14 protein-coding genes are annotated in these 14,157 nt (G+C 60.4%); 9 read left to right on the forward strand and 5 right to left on the reverse strand.

Going from position 1 to position 14,157, the window contains the following annotated elements; translation table 11 throughout:
* The first annotated feature begins 158 nt into the window (after positions 1–158).
* The 3 genes from LU684_RS04520 (at position 159) to LU684_RS04530 (ending at position 2,386) form a co-directional block, all read left to right on the forward strand.
* Positions 159–1,160: an RHS repeat domain-containing protein gene (locus LU684_RS04520; protein WP_232894197.1), complete on the forward strand. Its 1,002-nt coding sequence runs from the start codon at positions 159–161 to the stop codon at positions 1,158–1,160.
* A gap of 48 nt (positions 1,161–1,208) precedes the next feature.
* Positions 1,209–1,652: a hypothetical protein gene (locus LU684_RS04525; protein ID WP_232894198.1), complete on the forward strand. Its 444-nt coding sequence runs from the start codon at positions 1,209–1,211 to the stop codon at positions 1,650–1,652.
* Positions 1,653–1,804: 152 nt separating this feature from the next.
* Positions 1,805–2,386, forward strand: a complete 582-nt coding sequence (locus LU684_RS04530; RefSeq protein WP_232894199.1) for an RHS repeat domain-containing protein — start codon at positions 1,805–1,807, stop codon at positions 2,384–2,386.
* Here the strand turns inward: LU684_RS04530 and LU684_RS04535 are convergent.
* From LU684_RS04535 to dapA, 4 genes are all read right to left on the reverse strand, one after another.
* A complete protein-coding gene (locus LU684_RS04535; protein ID WP_016486135.1) occupies positions 2,304–2,690 on the reverse strand; it encodes a cupin domain-containing protein in 387 nt (128 codons plus the stop codon). The genes LU684_RS04530 and LU684_RS04535 overlap by 83 nt on opposite strands.
* A gap of 72 nt (positions 2,691–2,762) precedes the next feature.
* Positions 2,763–3,587: an AraC family transcriptional regulator gene (locus LU684_RS04540; RefSeq protein WP_023049340.1), complete on the reverse strand. Its 825-nt coding sequence runs from the start codon at positions 3,585–3,587 to the stop codon at positions 2,763–2,765.
* Positions 3,588–3,669: 82 nt separating this feature from the next.
* Positions 3,670–4,221: a YdeI/OmpD-associated family protein gene (locus LU684_RS04545; RefSeq protein ID WP_102689617.1), complete on the reverse strand. Its 552-nt coding sequence runs from the start codon at positions 4,219–4,221 to the stop codon at positions 3,670–3,672.
* A 212-nt stretch (positions 4,222–4,433) separates the two neighbouring features.
* Positions 4,434–5,303, reverse strand: coding sequence for a 4-hydroxy-tetrahydrodipicolinate synthase (gene dapA / locus LU684_RS04550; RefSeq protein ID WP_016486131.1), 870 nt, complete (start codon positions 5,301–5,303; stop codon positions 4,434–4,436).
* 362 nt (positions 5,304–5,665) lie between these two features.
* Here dapA and LU684_RS04555 point away from each other — a divergent pair, with 362 nt between their 5' ends.
* On the forward strand, positions 5,666–7,519 hold the full coding sequence (locus LU684_RS04555) for an ABC transporter ATP-binding protein (protein WP_232894200.1): 1,854 nt from the start codon (positions 5,666–5,668) through the stop codon (positions 7,517–7,519).
* 162 nt (positions 7,520–7,681) lie between these two features.
* Here the strand turns inward: LU684_RS04555 and LU684_RS04560 are convergent, their stop codons facing one another.
* On the reverse strand, positions 7,682–8,452 hold the full coding sequence (locus tag LU684_RS04560) for an IclR family transcriptional regulator (protein ID WP_016486129.1): 771 nt from the start codon (positions 8,450–8,452) through the stop codon (positions 7,682–7,684).
* A gap of 153 nt (positions 8,453–8,605) precedes the next feature.
* Here LU684_RS04560 and LU684_RS04565 point away from each other — a divergent pair, with 153 nt between their 5' ends.
* The 5 genes from LU684_RS04565 to LU684_RS04585 all read left to right on the forward strand — a co-directional run bounded on the left by LU684_RS04565 (position 8,606) and on the right by LU684_RS04585 (position 13,983).
* Positions 8,606–9,415 (forward strand): shikimate dehydrogenase family protein, encoded by an 810-nt coding sequence (locus LU684_RS04565; RefSeq protein WP_096425936.1) that lies wholly within the window; start codon positions 8,606–8,608, stop codon positions 9,413–9,415.
* 4 nt (positions 9,416–9,419) lie between these two features.
* Positions 9,420–11,153 carry an FAD-dependent oxidoreductase gene (locus tag LU684_RS04570; protein WP_016486127.1) on the forward strand — a complete coding sequence of 578 codons (1,734 nt, stop codon included), beginning with the start codon at positions 9,420–9,422 and terminating at the stop codon, positions 11,151–11,153.
* Positions 11,138–11,458, forward strand: a complete 321-nt coding sequence (locus tag LU684_RS04575) for an NIPSNAP family protein (RefSeq protein WP_232894201.1) — start codon at positions 11,138–11,140, stop codon at positions 11,456–11,458. The genes LU684_RS04570 and LU684_RS04575 overlap by 16 nt, the downstream gene beginning before the upstream one ends.
* 42 nt (positions 11,459–11,500) lie before the next feature.
* On the forward strand, positions 11,501–13,174 hold the full coding sequence (locus tag LU684_RS04580; RefSeq protein ID WP_232894202.1) for an FAD-dependent oxidoreductase: 1,674 nt from the start codon (positions 11,501–11,503) through the stop codon (positions 13,172–13,174).
* A 395-nt stretch (positions 13,175–13,569) separates the two neighbouring features.
* Complete coding sequence (locus tag LU684_RS04585) at positions 13,570–13,983, forward strand: histone-like nucleoid-structuring protein, MvaT/MvaU family (RefSeq protein ID WP_060518611.1); 414 nt, start codon at positions 13,570–13,572, stop codon at positions 13,981–13,983.
* Positions 13,984–14,157 lie beyond the last annotated feature (174 nt).

The raw sequence follows: 14,157 nt of genomic DNA on the forward strand, positions 1-14,157 counted from the left end.
GACGCAACCGTTACGGCTACGACCTCAACGAGCAACTGCAAACCGTCCAACAGTCACGCCCCCACTGGCAAGCCACGCAGGTCGAGGATTTCAAGTATGACAAGGCCGGTAACCTGTTCGACGGGCCCAAGCTCAATGGCCTGATCAAGCACAACCGGGTGTTGGTGTATCAAGACAAGCGCTACCGCTATGACCGCTTTGGGCGGTTGTGCGAGAAGCGGATCGGCAGCAACTGGGTGCAGTATTTCGAGTATGACGCCGAGCAGCGGCTGGTTTGCGTGGAGCAGTACCGCAGTGGCGAGCGTGAGCGGGTGGTGTTTGCCTATGACCCGTTGGGGAGGCGGATTAGCAAGGAGGTTTACCAGAGCGACTATCCAGAGCCGCGTCGGCGGGTGCTGTTTCACTGGCAAGGGTTGCGCTTGCTTCAAGAAGTGCAGAGTGGGTTGGCTAGCTTGTATGTGTATGCCACTCCGGACAGCTATGAACCGCTGGCACGGATCGACGGGTCGATGGGTCGGGAGGTGGTACAGTACTTTCATACCAACCTAGCCGGGCTGCCCGAGCAACTGACTGATGCGAAAGGCAAGGCGACTTGGCGTAGTGATTATGAGGGCTGGGGGCAGACGCGGGATGAGTGGCACAGTCCACGTCAGGCCAGAGAACAGAACCTGCGATATCAAGGTCAGTATCTTGACAGAGAAATAAACCTACATTACAACACCTTCAGGTTCTACGACTTTACCACTGGTCACTTTATTCAACCGGACCCTATTAAACTGGAGGGTGGATTAAACTTATATGCGTATGGACCGAACCCTCTGGCATGGATTGACCCTCTTGGATTGTTTTGTGGTGTTGCCAAGAACTCAAAATGGAACAGAGCACGTCAAAACATTAGTGGGCCCAGCCTCAGAGAACATTTCGAAAAACATGGCTCTCAAGTTGGAGCAAACTCCGTAAAAGAATACGACTTCAGTGCAAGAACCACAATACAGAATGGCAGAAAATTCACCTACAAAGACCGGTACACCAATAAACCAAGAGTCGGCTATTATGATCCTGACAGTGGGTTATTTACCGCAACCAGTCAGACAGGAAAGGCACCTATTATTTTAACCCACTTTCCTGAATCATGGCCAAACTTAAGGCGCTTACCGTGATTCAGCACTGCAAATTAGAGGCTACACGTTATGTCCCCTGAGCAAAAGATGATGACCAGCATTACAAAAGGATACCGAAGACCTCATGACATTGAAATACTGGCCAGCGAAATTTATACATGGCTTTGCAGCGACAAACTAGCAGACAGGGGACTCGCAACGGAATTTGTTTCAAGCGTTAACAACTCAAAATTCCCTGACGCCATTAAACTAACCTTCGAATATCTAAAGCGCCTGTCCACCCATGACGGGGAGCTATTATACGAAGAGCGCGAAAAAATAGGGCATTTATTTGATTCCATAAACATTATGACAATGCTCGGCCTCCACCATGAAGACAACATAATCAAGGAATCTGACGAGTTAATAATTAAGTCTTTGAAAAACAAACGAATAACCAATCTACCCGGCCAAATAAATACCGACAAACCATGGTGGAGTAGAGTATCAGCCAAGTATCTCAAAGATCATACCCCCAACAAAAAACTCTGACCCAAATTATTATATTCCGGCGCTCGCATTGGCGCATTTACCCCATCAGGAGCTACCGAGATCTCCGACTTTAATTTGTGCAGGCGATGAAGCCCTGAAGGCCCGCAGCTCTGCTACGACCGCAACGGCCGCTTGGTCGAACGCAGGACGCCATGGGTTACAGCGTCAAGTTCCGCTACGACGCCTATGGTCGGTTACTGCAACTCACCAACGAGAATGGCGAGTCATACCGCTTCGGTTGGGATGAACTGGACCGGCTGGTCGCGCAACAGGACCTGGATGGCAGTAGCCACCTCTATGCCTACAACGTGCTGGATGAGGTCACTGGCCTTACCCATGTGCCCTCGCCTGACGAACAGCCGCCACTGTCCGACAACGCTCCGCCGACACGCACGACCGCCATCCGCCATGACTTCGAGCGCGACGCAATCGGCCGTCTTCTCAGCAAGCGCACTGAAGATGGCACCACCGACTACGGCTACGGCGCTGCCGACAACCTGCTGTCCATCACCTTTACGGACAACAAAGGAGAACAACAGCGACTCGACTACACCTACGACGCCAACGGGCAATTGCTCAGCGAAACCAACAGCGCTGGCCTGCTGCAGACCGCTATGACGAGGTGGGCAACCTGCAATTACGGACGTCAACTCAGATCCAGACGTCATTCACAGCCGTTCGCTCCCCGCCTTCATGACCGGTATTCAACACGCCTCGCGGCTCGATCATCATGAGCTTCGTCTCCGTCTCTGCCGCTGTTCTGTGCTCTACCCCACGCGGCACCACATACAACTCGCCCGGCTTCACATGCACGCAGCCCTCTGGGAGATCGATGCGCAAGAGGCCTTCGAGTACCAGAAACGCTTCATCGGTCTCGGGGTGCGAGTGCCAAATGAATTCACCTTCGATGCGAACCACCTTGAATTGGTAGTCGTTCATTTCCGCGACCACCCGTGGACTCCACTGTTGCTCGATAAGCGAAGCTTTTTGAGTCAGGTTCACAGGCTGCGGTACGCATTGCTGATGTATGCCGGACATGGCCGATCCTCTCTAGTTGGAGCGACCAGCCTATCGAATGGGAAACACGGCTTTCTTGTACGATCCTGCAACTCAGCGAACAGCACGCAAGCGTTCCAACCAACGCAATGGCGGTACGCCGTAGGTGCGAGTGAAGTGCCGGGTCATGTGGCTCTGATCGTGAAAGCCTGCGGCGAGGGCGGCATCGACCAGGGTGAAGCCGTCCAGGATCAGCCTGCGAAAACAGTCCAGGCGCCGTAGCGTGACAAACCGGTAAGGGCTGGTGCCGTAGAGGGCGCGAAAGTCCCGCGACAAGCTCCATTGCTCACGCCCGCTGGCCTGTTCGAGCATCTCCAGCGTGATGCCTACGTGCAGATGCTCCATGATGAACGCTCTGGCGCGCTCGGCGCTGCGGTAGTCCAGGCGTTTGCGGCCACGTGGCTTACCACCGACGGCACGCAGCGCCATGGCCAGGTCATACACGGCGTCCTGCTCCTCCAGTGTTTCCAGAGGATGGTCCAAGGCTTGTACGAACGCCTCGCTGGCGCGGTACAAACGCGGGTCGCAGGAGAGCCCGCCGGCGATGAAAGGCAACGGTTCGCCCCCGAGCACGTTCTGGATCAACGACGGGTCGATGTAGGCCATACGGTATCGAAAGCCCACCTCCGTGCCAGCCATGCCGTCATGTACTTCATCCGGGTGCAGCACAAGGGTATTGCCTGGCACGCCGTGGCACAGCGCCCCCTTGTAGTGAAAGCTCTGAACACCGGCAAGGGTACGGCCTATCGAGTATGTGTCATGACGATGCGGGTCGTAGCCATGGCCACCAAACCAGGCTTCGATGCGCTCCACGCTGCCAGGCGTAGTGCTGCGTATGACCCAGTCAGGGGTGGATGACGGGTTTGCTTTTCGATCCATGAGTATGCTTGCTGCTAGTGAGGCATCTGGGATGGGTGGTTGACCCCTTGTGCTTCAGGATTCCCACCCGCGGCGGCGTTTCTCAATCTTGCGCCTCAGGCGCACGGAAGGCCTTGCTGTAGTAACCAGACGGGTCGAAACAGCAAACGTGCTTCTTGCCGGAGGCAAGCATATCGCATGCATTGGCGATTCGTTTTGCGCGCGTCTGGGCCTGCTTGGCTGACGTGATCCAGTGTATCCAGTCTACTCGTGCGAGGGTCGTCGTATTGGTCCAGACCAGACGAGCCTCAGGCGTGGCTGCCAGTGCCTCCTGAAAATCGGGAGGGATGCCAGGTTCGGGCTCCTTCGGCACAGGGCTCACCTCCAGTGTAACGATGTCGCCAATGGCAGCATTTGCAGCGTCGAGTAACGTAGAGCTGATCTGCAGCCAATGGCTCAGTTGACCATCCGGTTCAAGGGTTGCCTGGAAAGGGTATCCATTCAATGTGCCTTCAACTGTCGTCCTTCCGCGCCTGGGAAGCTGTGCACTCGCCTCTTTTGGCAGTACCACGAATGCCCATGACGAATCATCCCCAGGGTTTACCGGACGAAGAAGCGTTGCTTCGAAGCGGGCTTTCACAACGGTCTTTGTCATTGCAACGCCTCCAGTCACGATGCCAGCTTCAGTCGCAGTAAAGACACTTTAACCCGGCAGGGCCGCCAGCACCGCACCCACCCTACTGTTGAACGCAGCGGGGGAGTCCACGACGCGCGCAGGGGCTTTTACCTCGCCGTCGGCACGCGTGGCGCGCCGGGCCTGAAGGCCTTGTTCGGCTTCAAGGCCTCCTCGCAGCAAAAAGGCTACTCCTACAGGGCTCCGGGTAGCGCCAGCACCGCCAGCAATTTGTCTCTGGTTGGTTGAGTGCAAGGCTGCATCGGTTCGCGCAGCTCGTCGGTCATCAAGCCCTGTAACTGCAATGCCGCCTTGACCACAGCCGGGTTGGGCTCGGCAAAGGCCATCCTGATCCAGGGCAGCAGCTGGTAGAACGTGCCACGCGCAGCCGCCCAGTCACTGCTATCGACCTGCCGCAGCATGCGCACGTAAAGGTGCGTATGCACATGGGCCGAGGCCGAAATGGCCCCTGCACCGCCCAGGCACAGGTTGTTGAATATCTGCAGGTCTTCACCGGCCAGCACCTGGGCATGGCCGTCCTGGATCAAGGCCATCGTGGTTTCGCTGTCGCCGCTGCAGTCCTTGACTGCCGCGATGCGCGGATGGCGCACAATCCGGCGCAAGGTTTCGCGCTCGATGCGCACGCCGGTGCGGTAAGGGATGTCGTACACGATAAGCGGCACGCTGGCGGCATCGGCTACCGTGTTGAAGAAGGCTTCGATACCGGCCTGCGAAGGGCGGATGTAGCAAGGCGCCGGTACCAGAAGCCCAGCAATGTTGCGCCGCTGGATCTCGGCCTGGAAGGCCAGCAATTCACGCAAGTTGTAACCCGACAGGCCCATGACCACCTTGTCTGGCGCCACCCAGGCCAGCACGGCGTCCAGCACAGCCAGTTGCTCGGCCTTGGACAGTGCCGCCGCCTCCCCCGTGGTACCGCACACCACAAAACCGGCCACGCCTTCTTCGAGCAGCTTCTTCACCAGCTTTTCAAGGGCGGCGAAGTCAACTTCATTGGCGCGCAGGGGTGTGACAAGGGCGATCCAGATACCACGAAAATTCGACATGCATAAACTCCTGATGTTGACCGAAAGTCAGCGTCAGCGGGTGAAGAGTCGAAGTGGTCTGGCAGGGATACCTGGCGCCTTCTGTCTCGTCAGCCCACCTGACGAGACAGCGCGCCTCGGTCAGATGAGCGGCTGTTTCTTGGATTTCTTGGCAACGGCAACGCACGCACCTGCCTGAGCAATGAAGCCCGAAGCGGAAATGGCGTGGTTGGACATGGACATGCTGGCAAACCCGTTGCGTAGGTATGGCTGGATAATGCTCGGGCGGCGGACAAGCTGTCAACCTGCTGTAGCGCAGGTCGAACATGCCGATGTGCGGTATGGTTACCTGTCAGGCAGATGCTGATTTACCGGAGACACGCATGCTTCGCATTTTTGAACGCTGGCTAGACCCCTTCCCCCCCGACGAGGTACCGCCGCCGCCAGTTGGCCTGCTGCGCTTCATGTGGGCCTGCACCCGGGGCGCCCGCGGCTACATTCTTGCCCTGGCACTGCTCAGTGCCGGGGTGTCGATTTACGAAGCCTGGCTGTTTGCCTTTCTCGGCCAAGTGGTCGACCTGCTCTCGGCCTGGCAGGCCGGTGGCGCGGCAAGCACACAGGAAAGCCACGTACTGTGGGGGATTGGCATCGTTCTGGTGACCAGCATCGGGCTGGTGGCCCTGCGCACCCTGGTGCAGCACCAGGTGCTGGCAATCAATCTGCCGTTGCGTCTGCGCTGGGACTTCCATCGCCTGATGCTGCGCCAGAGCCTGTCGTTCTTCTCCGACGAGTTCTCTGGCCGGGTTACCACCAAGGTGATGCAAACGGCGCTGGCGGTGCGCGAGGTCTTGTTCACGCTCATCGAAATCCTGCCCGGCATCGGTGTGTACTTCATTGCAATCATCGCCCTGGCCGGTGGCTTTGCCTTGAAGCTGATGCTGCCGTTCATTGCCTGGCTCGTGCTGTTCGGGCTGGCCATGCTGTATTTCGTGCCCCGCCTGGGCAAGGTCGGGCAAGAACAGGCCAACGCACGGTCATCGATGACCGGGCGAATTTCCGACGCCTACACCAACATCACCACGGTAAAGCTGTTCTCGCACTCCAAACGCGAAGCGCACTTTGCCCGCGCGGCCATGGAGGACTTCAAGCAGACCGGCTTTCGCCAGATGCGCCTGGTCAGCCAGTTCGAGATCGTCAACCAGGCACTGGTGGTGGGCTTGATCTTTGGTGCCGGCGGCTACGCGCTGTGGCTGTGGCACCAGGGCCAGGTCGGCACTGGGGCAGTCGCGGCCATTACCGCCATGGCCCTGCGTATCAATGGCATGTCGCACTGGATCATGTGGCAGATGACCTCGCTGTTCGAGAACATCGGCACCGTGCAGGACGGCATGGCCACCCTCACCCGCGGTCCCAAGGTACAGGATGCGCCAGGTGCCACCGAGCTGGTAACCCGCGGCGGCGCGGTGAGCTTTGACAAGGTCAGTTTCAACTACAACGGCGAGCGCCAGGTGCTCAACGACTTGAGCCTGCACATTCACCCAGGCGAAAAGGTCGGGCTGGTCGGCCGCTCTGGCGCCGGCAAGTCCACCTTGATCAACCTGCTGCTGCGCTTCTACGACGTGGACAGTGGCGAAATCCGCATCGATGGGCAGAACGTCGCCAACGTCACGCAAGACAGCCTGCGCAGCGCCATCGGCATGGTCACCCAGGACACCTCGCTGTTGCACCGCTCGATTCGGGATAACATCGCCTATGGGCGCCCGGACGCAACCGACGCCCAAATCCGCGCCGCTGCAGCCAATGCACAAGCGGATGGTTTTATCAGCCAGCTCAGCGACCGCCAGGGCCACAACGGTTACGACACCTTGGTGGGCGAGCGCGGTATCAAGCTGTCCGGCGGCCAGCGCCAGCGCATCGCCATTGCCCGGGTAATGCTGAAGAACGCGCCGATCCTGCTGCTGGACGAAGCCACCAGTGCGCTGGACTCGGAAGTGGAAGTGGCCATTCAGGAAAGCCTGGACGAAATGATGCAAGGCAAGACCGTCATCGCCATCGCCCACCGGCTGTCGACAATTGCCGCCATGGACCGGCTGATCGTGATGGATGAAGGGCGCATCATCGAGCAAGGTACACACGCCGAACTGCTGGCGAAGAATGGCACCTATGCCCGGCTGTGGCAGCACCAGAGTGGTGGGTTCCTGGGTGAAGACCAGGGCGTGGCCGAGGTGGTTGAATAGGCTCAGCTGAAGCTGACGCGGACAGTGTGGGAGCAGGCGACGCGAAGGATGGCACCGGCTGCGCCGGTGTTCGCGGGCATGCCCGCTCCCACAGTGGTCGCGCGTGCGCCAGGCCAGCTATCGCAGCTCGGATCGCAGCGGGCTACCTGCGGTATGAACGCCTCAATCCAGCACCGGCCGCAACAGCGCCTGCGCCTCATAAAGCGGTGGCAGATAGCGCAAACGGATTTCATCAACACTCAACCGCGAAGCGTGGGTTGTGATGGTCAGCGTCGCTTTCAACTGACCGGCCCGGTCCAGCAACGGTACACCCAGCACCCGCATGCCGATTTCAAATTCCTGATCAACGATACAGAAACCCTGCCCCTTCACCCGCTGCAACTCCGCGTCCAGCTGCGCCCGGTCTGTCAGCGTATAAGGCGTCAACGGCCGCAGGGGGTTGCGTGCAAAGTACGCCTCCCGTTCCCCCTCACCCAGCCAGGCCAGCCAGATCCGCCCCCCGGCCGTGCAATACATCGGCACCCGCGAGCCGGGCCTGATCGACAACGAAGCCACATGGCTATAACGGCTGCGCACCAGGTGGATGATTTCGTCCCCATCGCGGGTACCCACCGACACATGTTCCTGGGTCTGGCGCGCCACCTGCTCGATGATCGGCCGCAGCATGCGCGGCAGTTGCGCCGAGTCCACATACGCCTGGCCAATACGCAAAGCCTTGGGTGTCAGCCAGTATTCGCGGCTGTCGGTTTCGGCAAATCCCTCGTGCACCAAGGTCAGCAAAAACCGCCGTGTGGCGCTGGGGGTAAGGCCAGACAACCTGGCCGCCTGCGGCACGCTGAGGCGTGGCTGCTCGGCGCTGAACAATTGCATGAGGGCCAGGCCTTTCTGCAACCCGGCGATCAGGTCCCGGGAGTGGATGACGGACGTGTTCATTGTTTTGGCTCATAACGGGTTGCAAAACTGCCGTTCACTGCGATAACCGGCTCATGATTGCGATTATCGCACTAAAAGCCCGATCAGCGCATTGTTGACGCCCCCGCCCGTGCAGCACGCTTGCCTCCACAACAAAACAATAAGGAGGTCAGCATGATTCGTGGTTCCACTGAACTCGTCGCAATCGTCGGTTCGCCCATCGCCCAGGTGAAGTCCCCCGAGAACTTCAACACCTGGTTCGCCAACAACAACTGCAACATCGCCATGCTGCCCATCGACCTGCACGAAGCAGCGCTGGGCAGCTTTGCAGACAGCCTGCGCGGCTGGCAGAACCTGCGTGGTTGCGTGGTCACTGTGCCCTACAAACAAGCCCTGGCCAACTGCCTGGACGGCCTGAGCGCGCGCGCGGCCGCCCTGGGGTCGGTCAATGTGATTCGCCGCGAGCCTGGCGGGCGCTTGCTGGGCGACAACGTGGACGGCGCCGGCTTCCTGGGGGCTGCGCGCAAGCATGGCTTCGAGCCGGCGGGCAAGCGGGCCTTGGTGGTTGGTTGCGGCGGAGTCGGCAGTGCCATCAGCTATGCACTGGGTGAGGCCGGTATTGCCAGCATCACCCTCCATGACCCCAGTGCTGCACGCTTGGGCGCGCTATGCGAACTGCTTGGCAGGGCCTTCCCCGGGCTCGGCATCAGCACGCAGGTCAGCGGGCTTGAAGACTTCGACCTTGTGGCCAATGCCTCCCCCGTCGGTATGGGTACAAGCGCAGAGCTGCCATTGTCTGCCGCGCTGCTGGCAACCCTGCAGCCCGACACCCTGGTCGCCGACGTGGTCACCTCGCCCGAGATCACCCCGCTGTTGCACCGGGCTCGGCAGGTTGGCTGTGCGATCCAGACTGGCCCGGAAATGGCCTTCGCCCAACTGGGCCACCTCGGCGCCTTCATGGGCGTGACGCCACTGGAGATCTGAGGCCATGGCCACTATCGAAAACACACAGCAGCGCTTTGACCTCATTGTGCTGGGCAGCGGCGCCGGAGGTTTTGCCGCTGCAGCCACGGCAGCGCGGCGCGGGCTGAAGGTGCTGGTGGTGGAAAAGGCCGAGCACTTCGGCGGCACGTCGGCGATTTCCGGCGGGGCGGTGTGGCTGTATGGCACCGACCAGGCCCGCGCCGCTGGCGCCAAGGACTCCCCCGAGGCCATGCGCACCTACCTCAGGCACGTTATCGGCGATGGCTACGAGCCTGCATTGGCAGACGCCTTCATCGAGCAGGGCCACCAGGCGCTGCGCTGGCTGGAACAGCACACCGAGCTGCGCTACGCCCTGCGCCCGCACTCACCGGATTATTACCCCGATGCGCCCGGCGCCACCCAGTTTGGTCGGGCGCTGGAAATGGTCGAATACGACGGCAAGCACCTCGGCCCGCGCTTCAAGGACCTGCAGATGCCACCGCCCGGGATGCTGCTGTTCGGCGGCATGATGGTCAACCGCGTGGATATCCAGCATTTTCTCAGCATACGCCGCTCACCCAGGTCGCTGTGGCACTGCCTGAAACTGATGGCGCGTTACGCTCGGGACCGCCTGCAGCACCCACGTGGCACCCGACTGACTACCGGCAACGCCCTGATCGCACGCCTGGCCACCAGTGCCTTCGCCCATGGCACCCAACTGTGGTTGCGCAGCGAGGCCCTGGAGCTGATCGTTGAACAGGGCGTGGTCACGGGCGTGGTGGTACAACACGAGGGGCGCCGTGTGCGGGTACTGGCGCGTGGCGGTGTGGTGTGCGCCATGGGTGGGTTCGCGGCGGGCGCGCTCGCCGCTGGCTACCGGCCCGCCCAGCCAACACCGCACCTGACCATGTCGCCCGCTGCCAACGACGGCGCTGCCCTGCGCCTTGGCCAGGCTGTGTCGGCAGCCCAGGGCGAGGGCCTGGCGGCCAACTTCTTCTGGGCGCCGGTTTCCGAACTGCGCCATGCCAGTGGCGAGCGTGAACGCTTCCCGCACCTGGTCACCGACCGCGCCAAGCCTGGCGTGATCGCGGTAGACCCGACCGGGCGGCGCTTCGTCAACGAGTCGGACTCTTACCACCACTTCGTGCAGACCATGTTCGCCAACGGCATTGCCAGCTGCTGGCTGGTCTGCGATGCCGAGGCCATGAACCGCTACGGCCTGGGCCTGGCGCGGCCTAAACCGGTAAACAACCAGGCGCTGATCGACGCCGGCTACCTGTACCAGGCCGCAACACCAGAGGCCCTGGCCCAGGCCATCGGCGTTGACCCACAGGTGCTTGCGCAAACCCTCGAGCAGTTCAACGCAGATGCCCGCAATGGCATCGACCGCGCGTTCGGCAAAGGCGGCAACAGCTACAACCGCTACATGGGCGACCCGCAACACACCCCTAACCCGTGCCTGGCGCCACTGGCAAGCGGGCCGTTCTACGCCATTCGCATTCACACCGGCGACCTTGGGTCGGCCTGCGGCCTGGTGACCAACGCCGATGCCAATGTACTGAACCGCAGCGGCCAGCCGATTGCCGGGCTGTACGCGGTCGGCAATGACATGAACTCACTGATGAAAGGCACTTACCCCGGCCCCGGCATCACCCTGGGCCCTGCGCTCACCTTCGGCTGGCTCGCTGCCAACCACATCACCGCGCGCCTGCAGGCGCCGGCCACCCAAACGGAGACCTCTGCATGTACTACGAATTGAGAACCTACACCCTCGACCCACTGAAAATGGCCGACTGGCTGGCCCTGTACCAAAGCCATGCGCTGGAAGTGCAAAGCGAACATCTGGGTAACCTGGTGGGCTTTTTTACCAGCGAGTTTGGCGACGTGAACCAGGTGGTGCACATCTGGAGCTATACCAGCCTCGATGAGCGCATCGCGCGCCGCGCCGCGATGGCAGCAGACCCGCGCTGGGCAGAATTCTCGCGGCGCAACCGCGAACTGGGTGCGGTAGTACGCCTGCAATCGCGACTGATGCGGCCCACCGGCTTTTCGCCGCTGAAGTAAACCGTAAGCGACCTTCTATCAACCCCTGAGCGGAACCCCTGCATGCAACCCCTCGAATGTGACGTACTCGTCATCGGCTCCGGTGCTTCTGGCCTGGCAGCCGCCGTTACCGCTGCGCATCACGGCCTGCGCGTGATCGTTGCGGAAAAAGCCAGCCAGCTGGGCGGCACCAGCGCCTGGTCGGGGGGCTGGCTATGGGTACCGCGCAACCCGCTGGCCATTGCCGAAGGCATCGTCGAAACCGACGATGCCCCAGAACGCTACCTGCGTGCGCAAACCCACACCCACGAGCTGGACCCACGTCAGCGGGCATTCCTGCGCTACGGCCCTGAGATGGTGGCGTTTTTCCAGCAGCACACTGCTGTGCAGTTTCAGTCCGGCAGCCGCATGCCCGACATGCGCGAAGGTGACGGCAGCGTACACGGCGGCCGTTCACTGTGCGCACTGCCCTACGACGGCCGCCTGCTAGGGCCTTGGCTGCACAGGCTGCGCCCACCGCTGGACATCGTCAGCCTGGCCGGCATGGGCATTGCCGGCGGCACCGACATGGCCGCCTTTTTCAATGCCACGCGCTCGTTCAAGGCAGCGTTGCATGTAGGTAAGCGCCTGCTGCGCCACGGGCGCGACCTGCTGCTACACCGACGCGGCCAGCAACTGGTCAATGGCAACGCACTCGTGGCACGCCTGCTGCGCAGCGCCCTGGACCTGGGTGTGACGCTGCTGACCGACAAGCCGGCCAGCCGCCTGTTGGGAGAAGGCCGGGTCAGCGGCGCGCTGTTTGCCGATGGCCAGGCGATTCACGCACGCCGGGGTGTGGTGCTGGCCTGTGGCGGCTTCCCGCACGACCGCCAGCGCATCGCTCAATTGATGGCGCATGCGCCGGATGGCACCCGGCATTACTCTGCCGCGCCCAAAGAAAACAGCGGCGACGGCCTGCGCCTGGGCGAACAGGCCGGTGGCCTGGTAAGCACCGAGCTGGCCCAAGCCGGCGCTTGGGCACCGGTTTCGCGGGTACCACGCAAAGATGGAACCTTCGGCCATTTCCCGCACCTGATCGACCGCGCCAAACCCGGCTTCATTGCCGTGCGCCGCGATGGCCGACGCTTCGTCAACGAAGCCGATTGCTACCATGACTTCATGAACACACTGTTCGCTGCCACGCCGCAAGGCGAGCCGCCTGAAGCTTGGCTGATCTGCGACCACGCAGCGCAGCGCCGCTACGGCATCGGCTGGGCCAAACCGTTTCCCTTCCCTACCCGCTTTTACCAACGCTGTGGCTACCTGCGCAGCGGCGCTACGCTGGCACAGTTGGCGAAGCGTTGCGGGATCGATGCCGGGCAGTTGCAGCGCACTGTCGAAGGCTTCAACCAGCATGCTGGCCAAGGTGAAGACCCTATCTTCCAGCGTGGCGGGTCCGCCTACAATCGGGCCCAGGGCGAACCGCAGCAGGCCCCCAACCCGTCGCTTCGGCCGTTGCTGAAGGGGCCGTTCTACGCGGTGAAACTGCTGCCAGGCAGCCTTGGCACCTTCGCTGGCCTGGGCACCGACGCTTCAGCCCGTGTGCTGGACCACGCAGGGCAGCCGATACCCGGGCTGTTTGCGGTGGGTAATGACATGCACAGCGTGATGGGCGGGCACTACCCCAGCGGTGGCATTACCCTTGGGCCGGGGATGACCTTTGGGTATCTGGCCGGTCGACAGTTGTGCGACGGATAGAGTTATCCCACTTCCATGGCGTGAAAATGAAACGTTGACCCACAATACCTTCTATACGTTTTGCCAGATAAAGAGACCTATAGGCAAGCAGGATACACTGTCGACTCAATGAGAAAATCCCTTCGCTTAGAATAGCTCACCAACCAACGACTTAACTCTTCGGCAATGGCTGGTTTAACCAGCGGATCGACTAAAACGGTAACTTCAGATCCGGCTTGTAAATTACTCACATGCTCATCACTTTAGGAATTTACCTACACGAAATGATCGACGTTAAACAACCCAGCTGTTCACAGGAATGTAGAGTGCTGACAAAAATCTCACAAAATATTTCACTACTTGCATTTCCGTTCGACAACCACTAACACTACCCCATCACCGGATGGAGATAAGCCATGTCACGCCTCGCCGAATTCCGCGCCCTACAGCGACTGCTCGCCGCGAAAAAGTCTGAACTCTCTTTCATTAAAATCGACCCCCGCCTTATCCGCGAATTCGAATTTGAAAGCAAACTTCACATGCTGCTTGCTGAATATCAATTCAATCTGTCCCATGTACTGTCCATCATGGAGAGCGAATGCACGACCAACGTTGACGAGGTCTATCAGCGATGCCGCCCTGTCGCACAGCCCCGACGTTACAGGGCTCGGCAAAGCAAATACTATATAAACCCACACACCGGGCAGGAAGTTGAAGCAAAAAGCACCCTGCACAAGACCGTGCGGTCGTGGATTGAGGAATACGGGCGCGCCGAGGTTGAAAGTTGGGCAACCGCCTGGTCTTTGTATCCGCACAAAGCTGGCGTGTAAGCAGGCTCTTACCAGCCCGGCACAATCATCAAAGCCTACCCTTCCCTTCTTGACCTGTGCACAGCAAGCAACCAGGGTCAAAGGCTTCTACCCTTTATAAAGGTGAATCCCTGCTGCGCCCGCAAGCCAACGCAACCGTTCGGTAACCGAACAGTAGCCCGTCTCTTGAATTGA

The sequence above is a fragment of the Pseudomonas sp. NMI542_15 genome (assembly GCF_021283425.1).
Classification (GTDB): domain Bacteria; phylum Pseudomonadota; class Gammaproteobacteria; order Pseudomonadales; family Pseudomonadaceae; genus Aquipseudomonas; species Aquipseudomonas fortuita.

Bases quoted from the DNA above. Each gene is read 5' to 3' on its own strand.
- LU684_RS04525 (WP_232894198.1), top strand. From the start codon at position 1,209: ATGATGACCAGCATTACAAAAGGATACCGAAGACCTCATGACATTGAA.
- LU684_RS04530 (WP_232894199.1), top strand. From the start codon at position 1,805: ATGGGTTACAGCGTCAAGTTCCGCTACGACGCCTATGGTCGGTTACTG.
- LU684_RS04535 (WP_016486135.1), bottom strand. From the start codon at position 2,690: ATGTCCGGCATACATCAGCAATGCGTACCGCAGCCTGTGAACCTGACT.
- LU684_RS04540 (WP_023049340.1), bottom strand. From the start codon at position 3,587: ATGGATCGAAAAGCAAACCCGTCATCCACCCCTGACTGGGTCATACGC.
- LU684_RS04545 (WP_102689617.1), bottom strand. From the start codon at position 4,221: ATGACAAAGACCGTTGTGAAAGCCCGCTTCGAAGCAACGCTTCTTCGT.
- dapA (WP_016486131.1), bottom strand. From the start codon at position 5,303: ATGTCGAATTTTCGTGGTATCTGGATCGCCCTTGTCACACCCCTGCGC.
- LU684_RS04555 (WP_232894200.1), top strand. From the start codon at position 5,666: ATGCTTCGCATTTTTGAACGCTGGCTAGACCCCTTCCCCCCCGACGAG.
- LU684_RS04560 (WP_016486129.1), bottom strand. From the start codon at position 8,452: ATGAACACGTCCGTCATCCACTCCCGGGACCTGATCGCCGGGTTGCAG.
- LU684_RS04565 (WP_096425936.1), top strand. From the start codon at position 8,606: ATGATTCGTGGTTCCACTGAACTCGTCGCAATCGTCGGTTCGCCCATC.
- LU684_RS04570 (WP_016486127.1), top strand. From the start codon at position 9,420: ATGGCCACTATCGAAAACACACAGCAGCGCTTTGACCTCATTGTGCTG.
- LU684_RS04575 (WP_232894201.1), top strand. From the start codon at position 11,138: ATGTACTACGAATTGAGAACCTACACCCTCGACCCACTGAAAATGGCC.
- LU684_RS04580 (WP_232894202.1), top strand. From the start codon at position 11,501: ATGCAACCCCTCGAATGTGACGTACTCGTCATCGGCTCCGGTGCTTCT.
- LU684_RS04585 (WP_060518611.1), top strand. From the start codon at position 13,570: ATGTCACGCCTCGCCGAATTCCGCGCCCTACAGCGACTGCTCGCCGCG.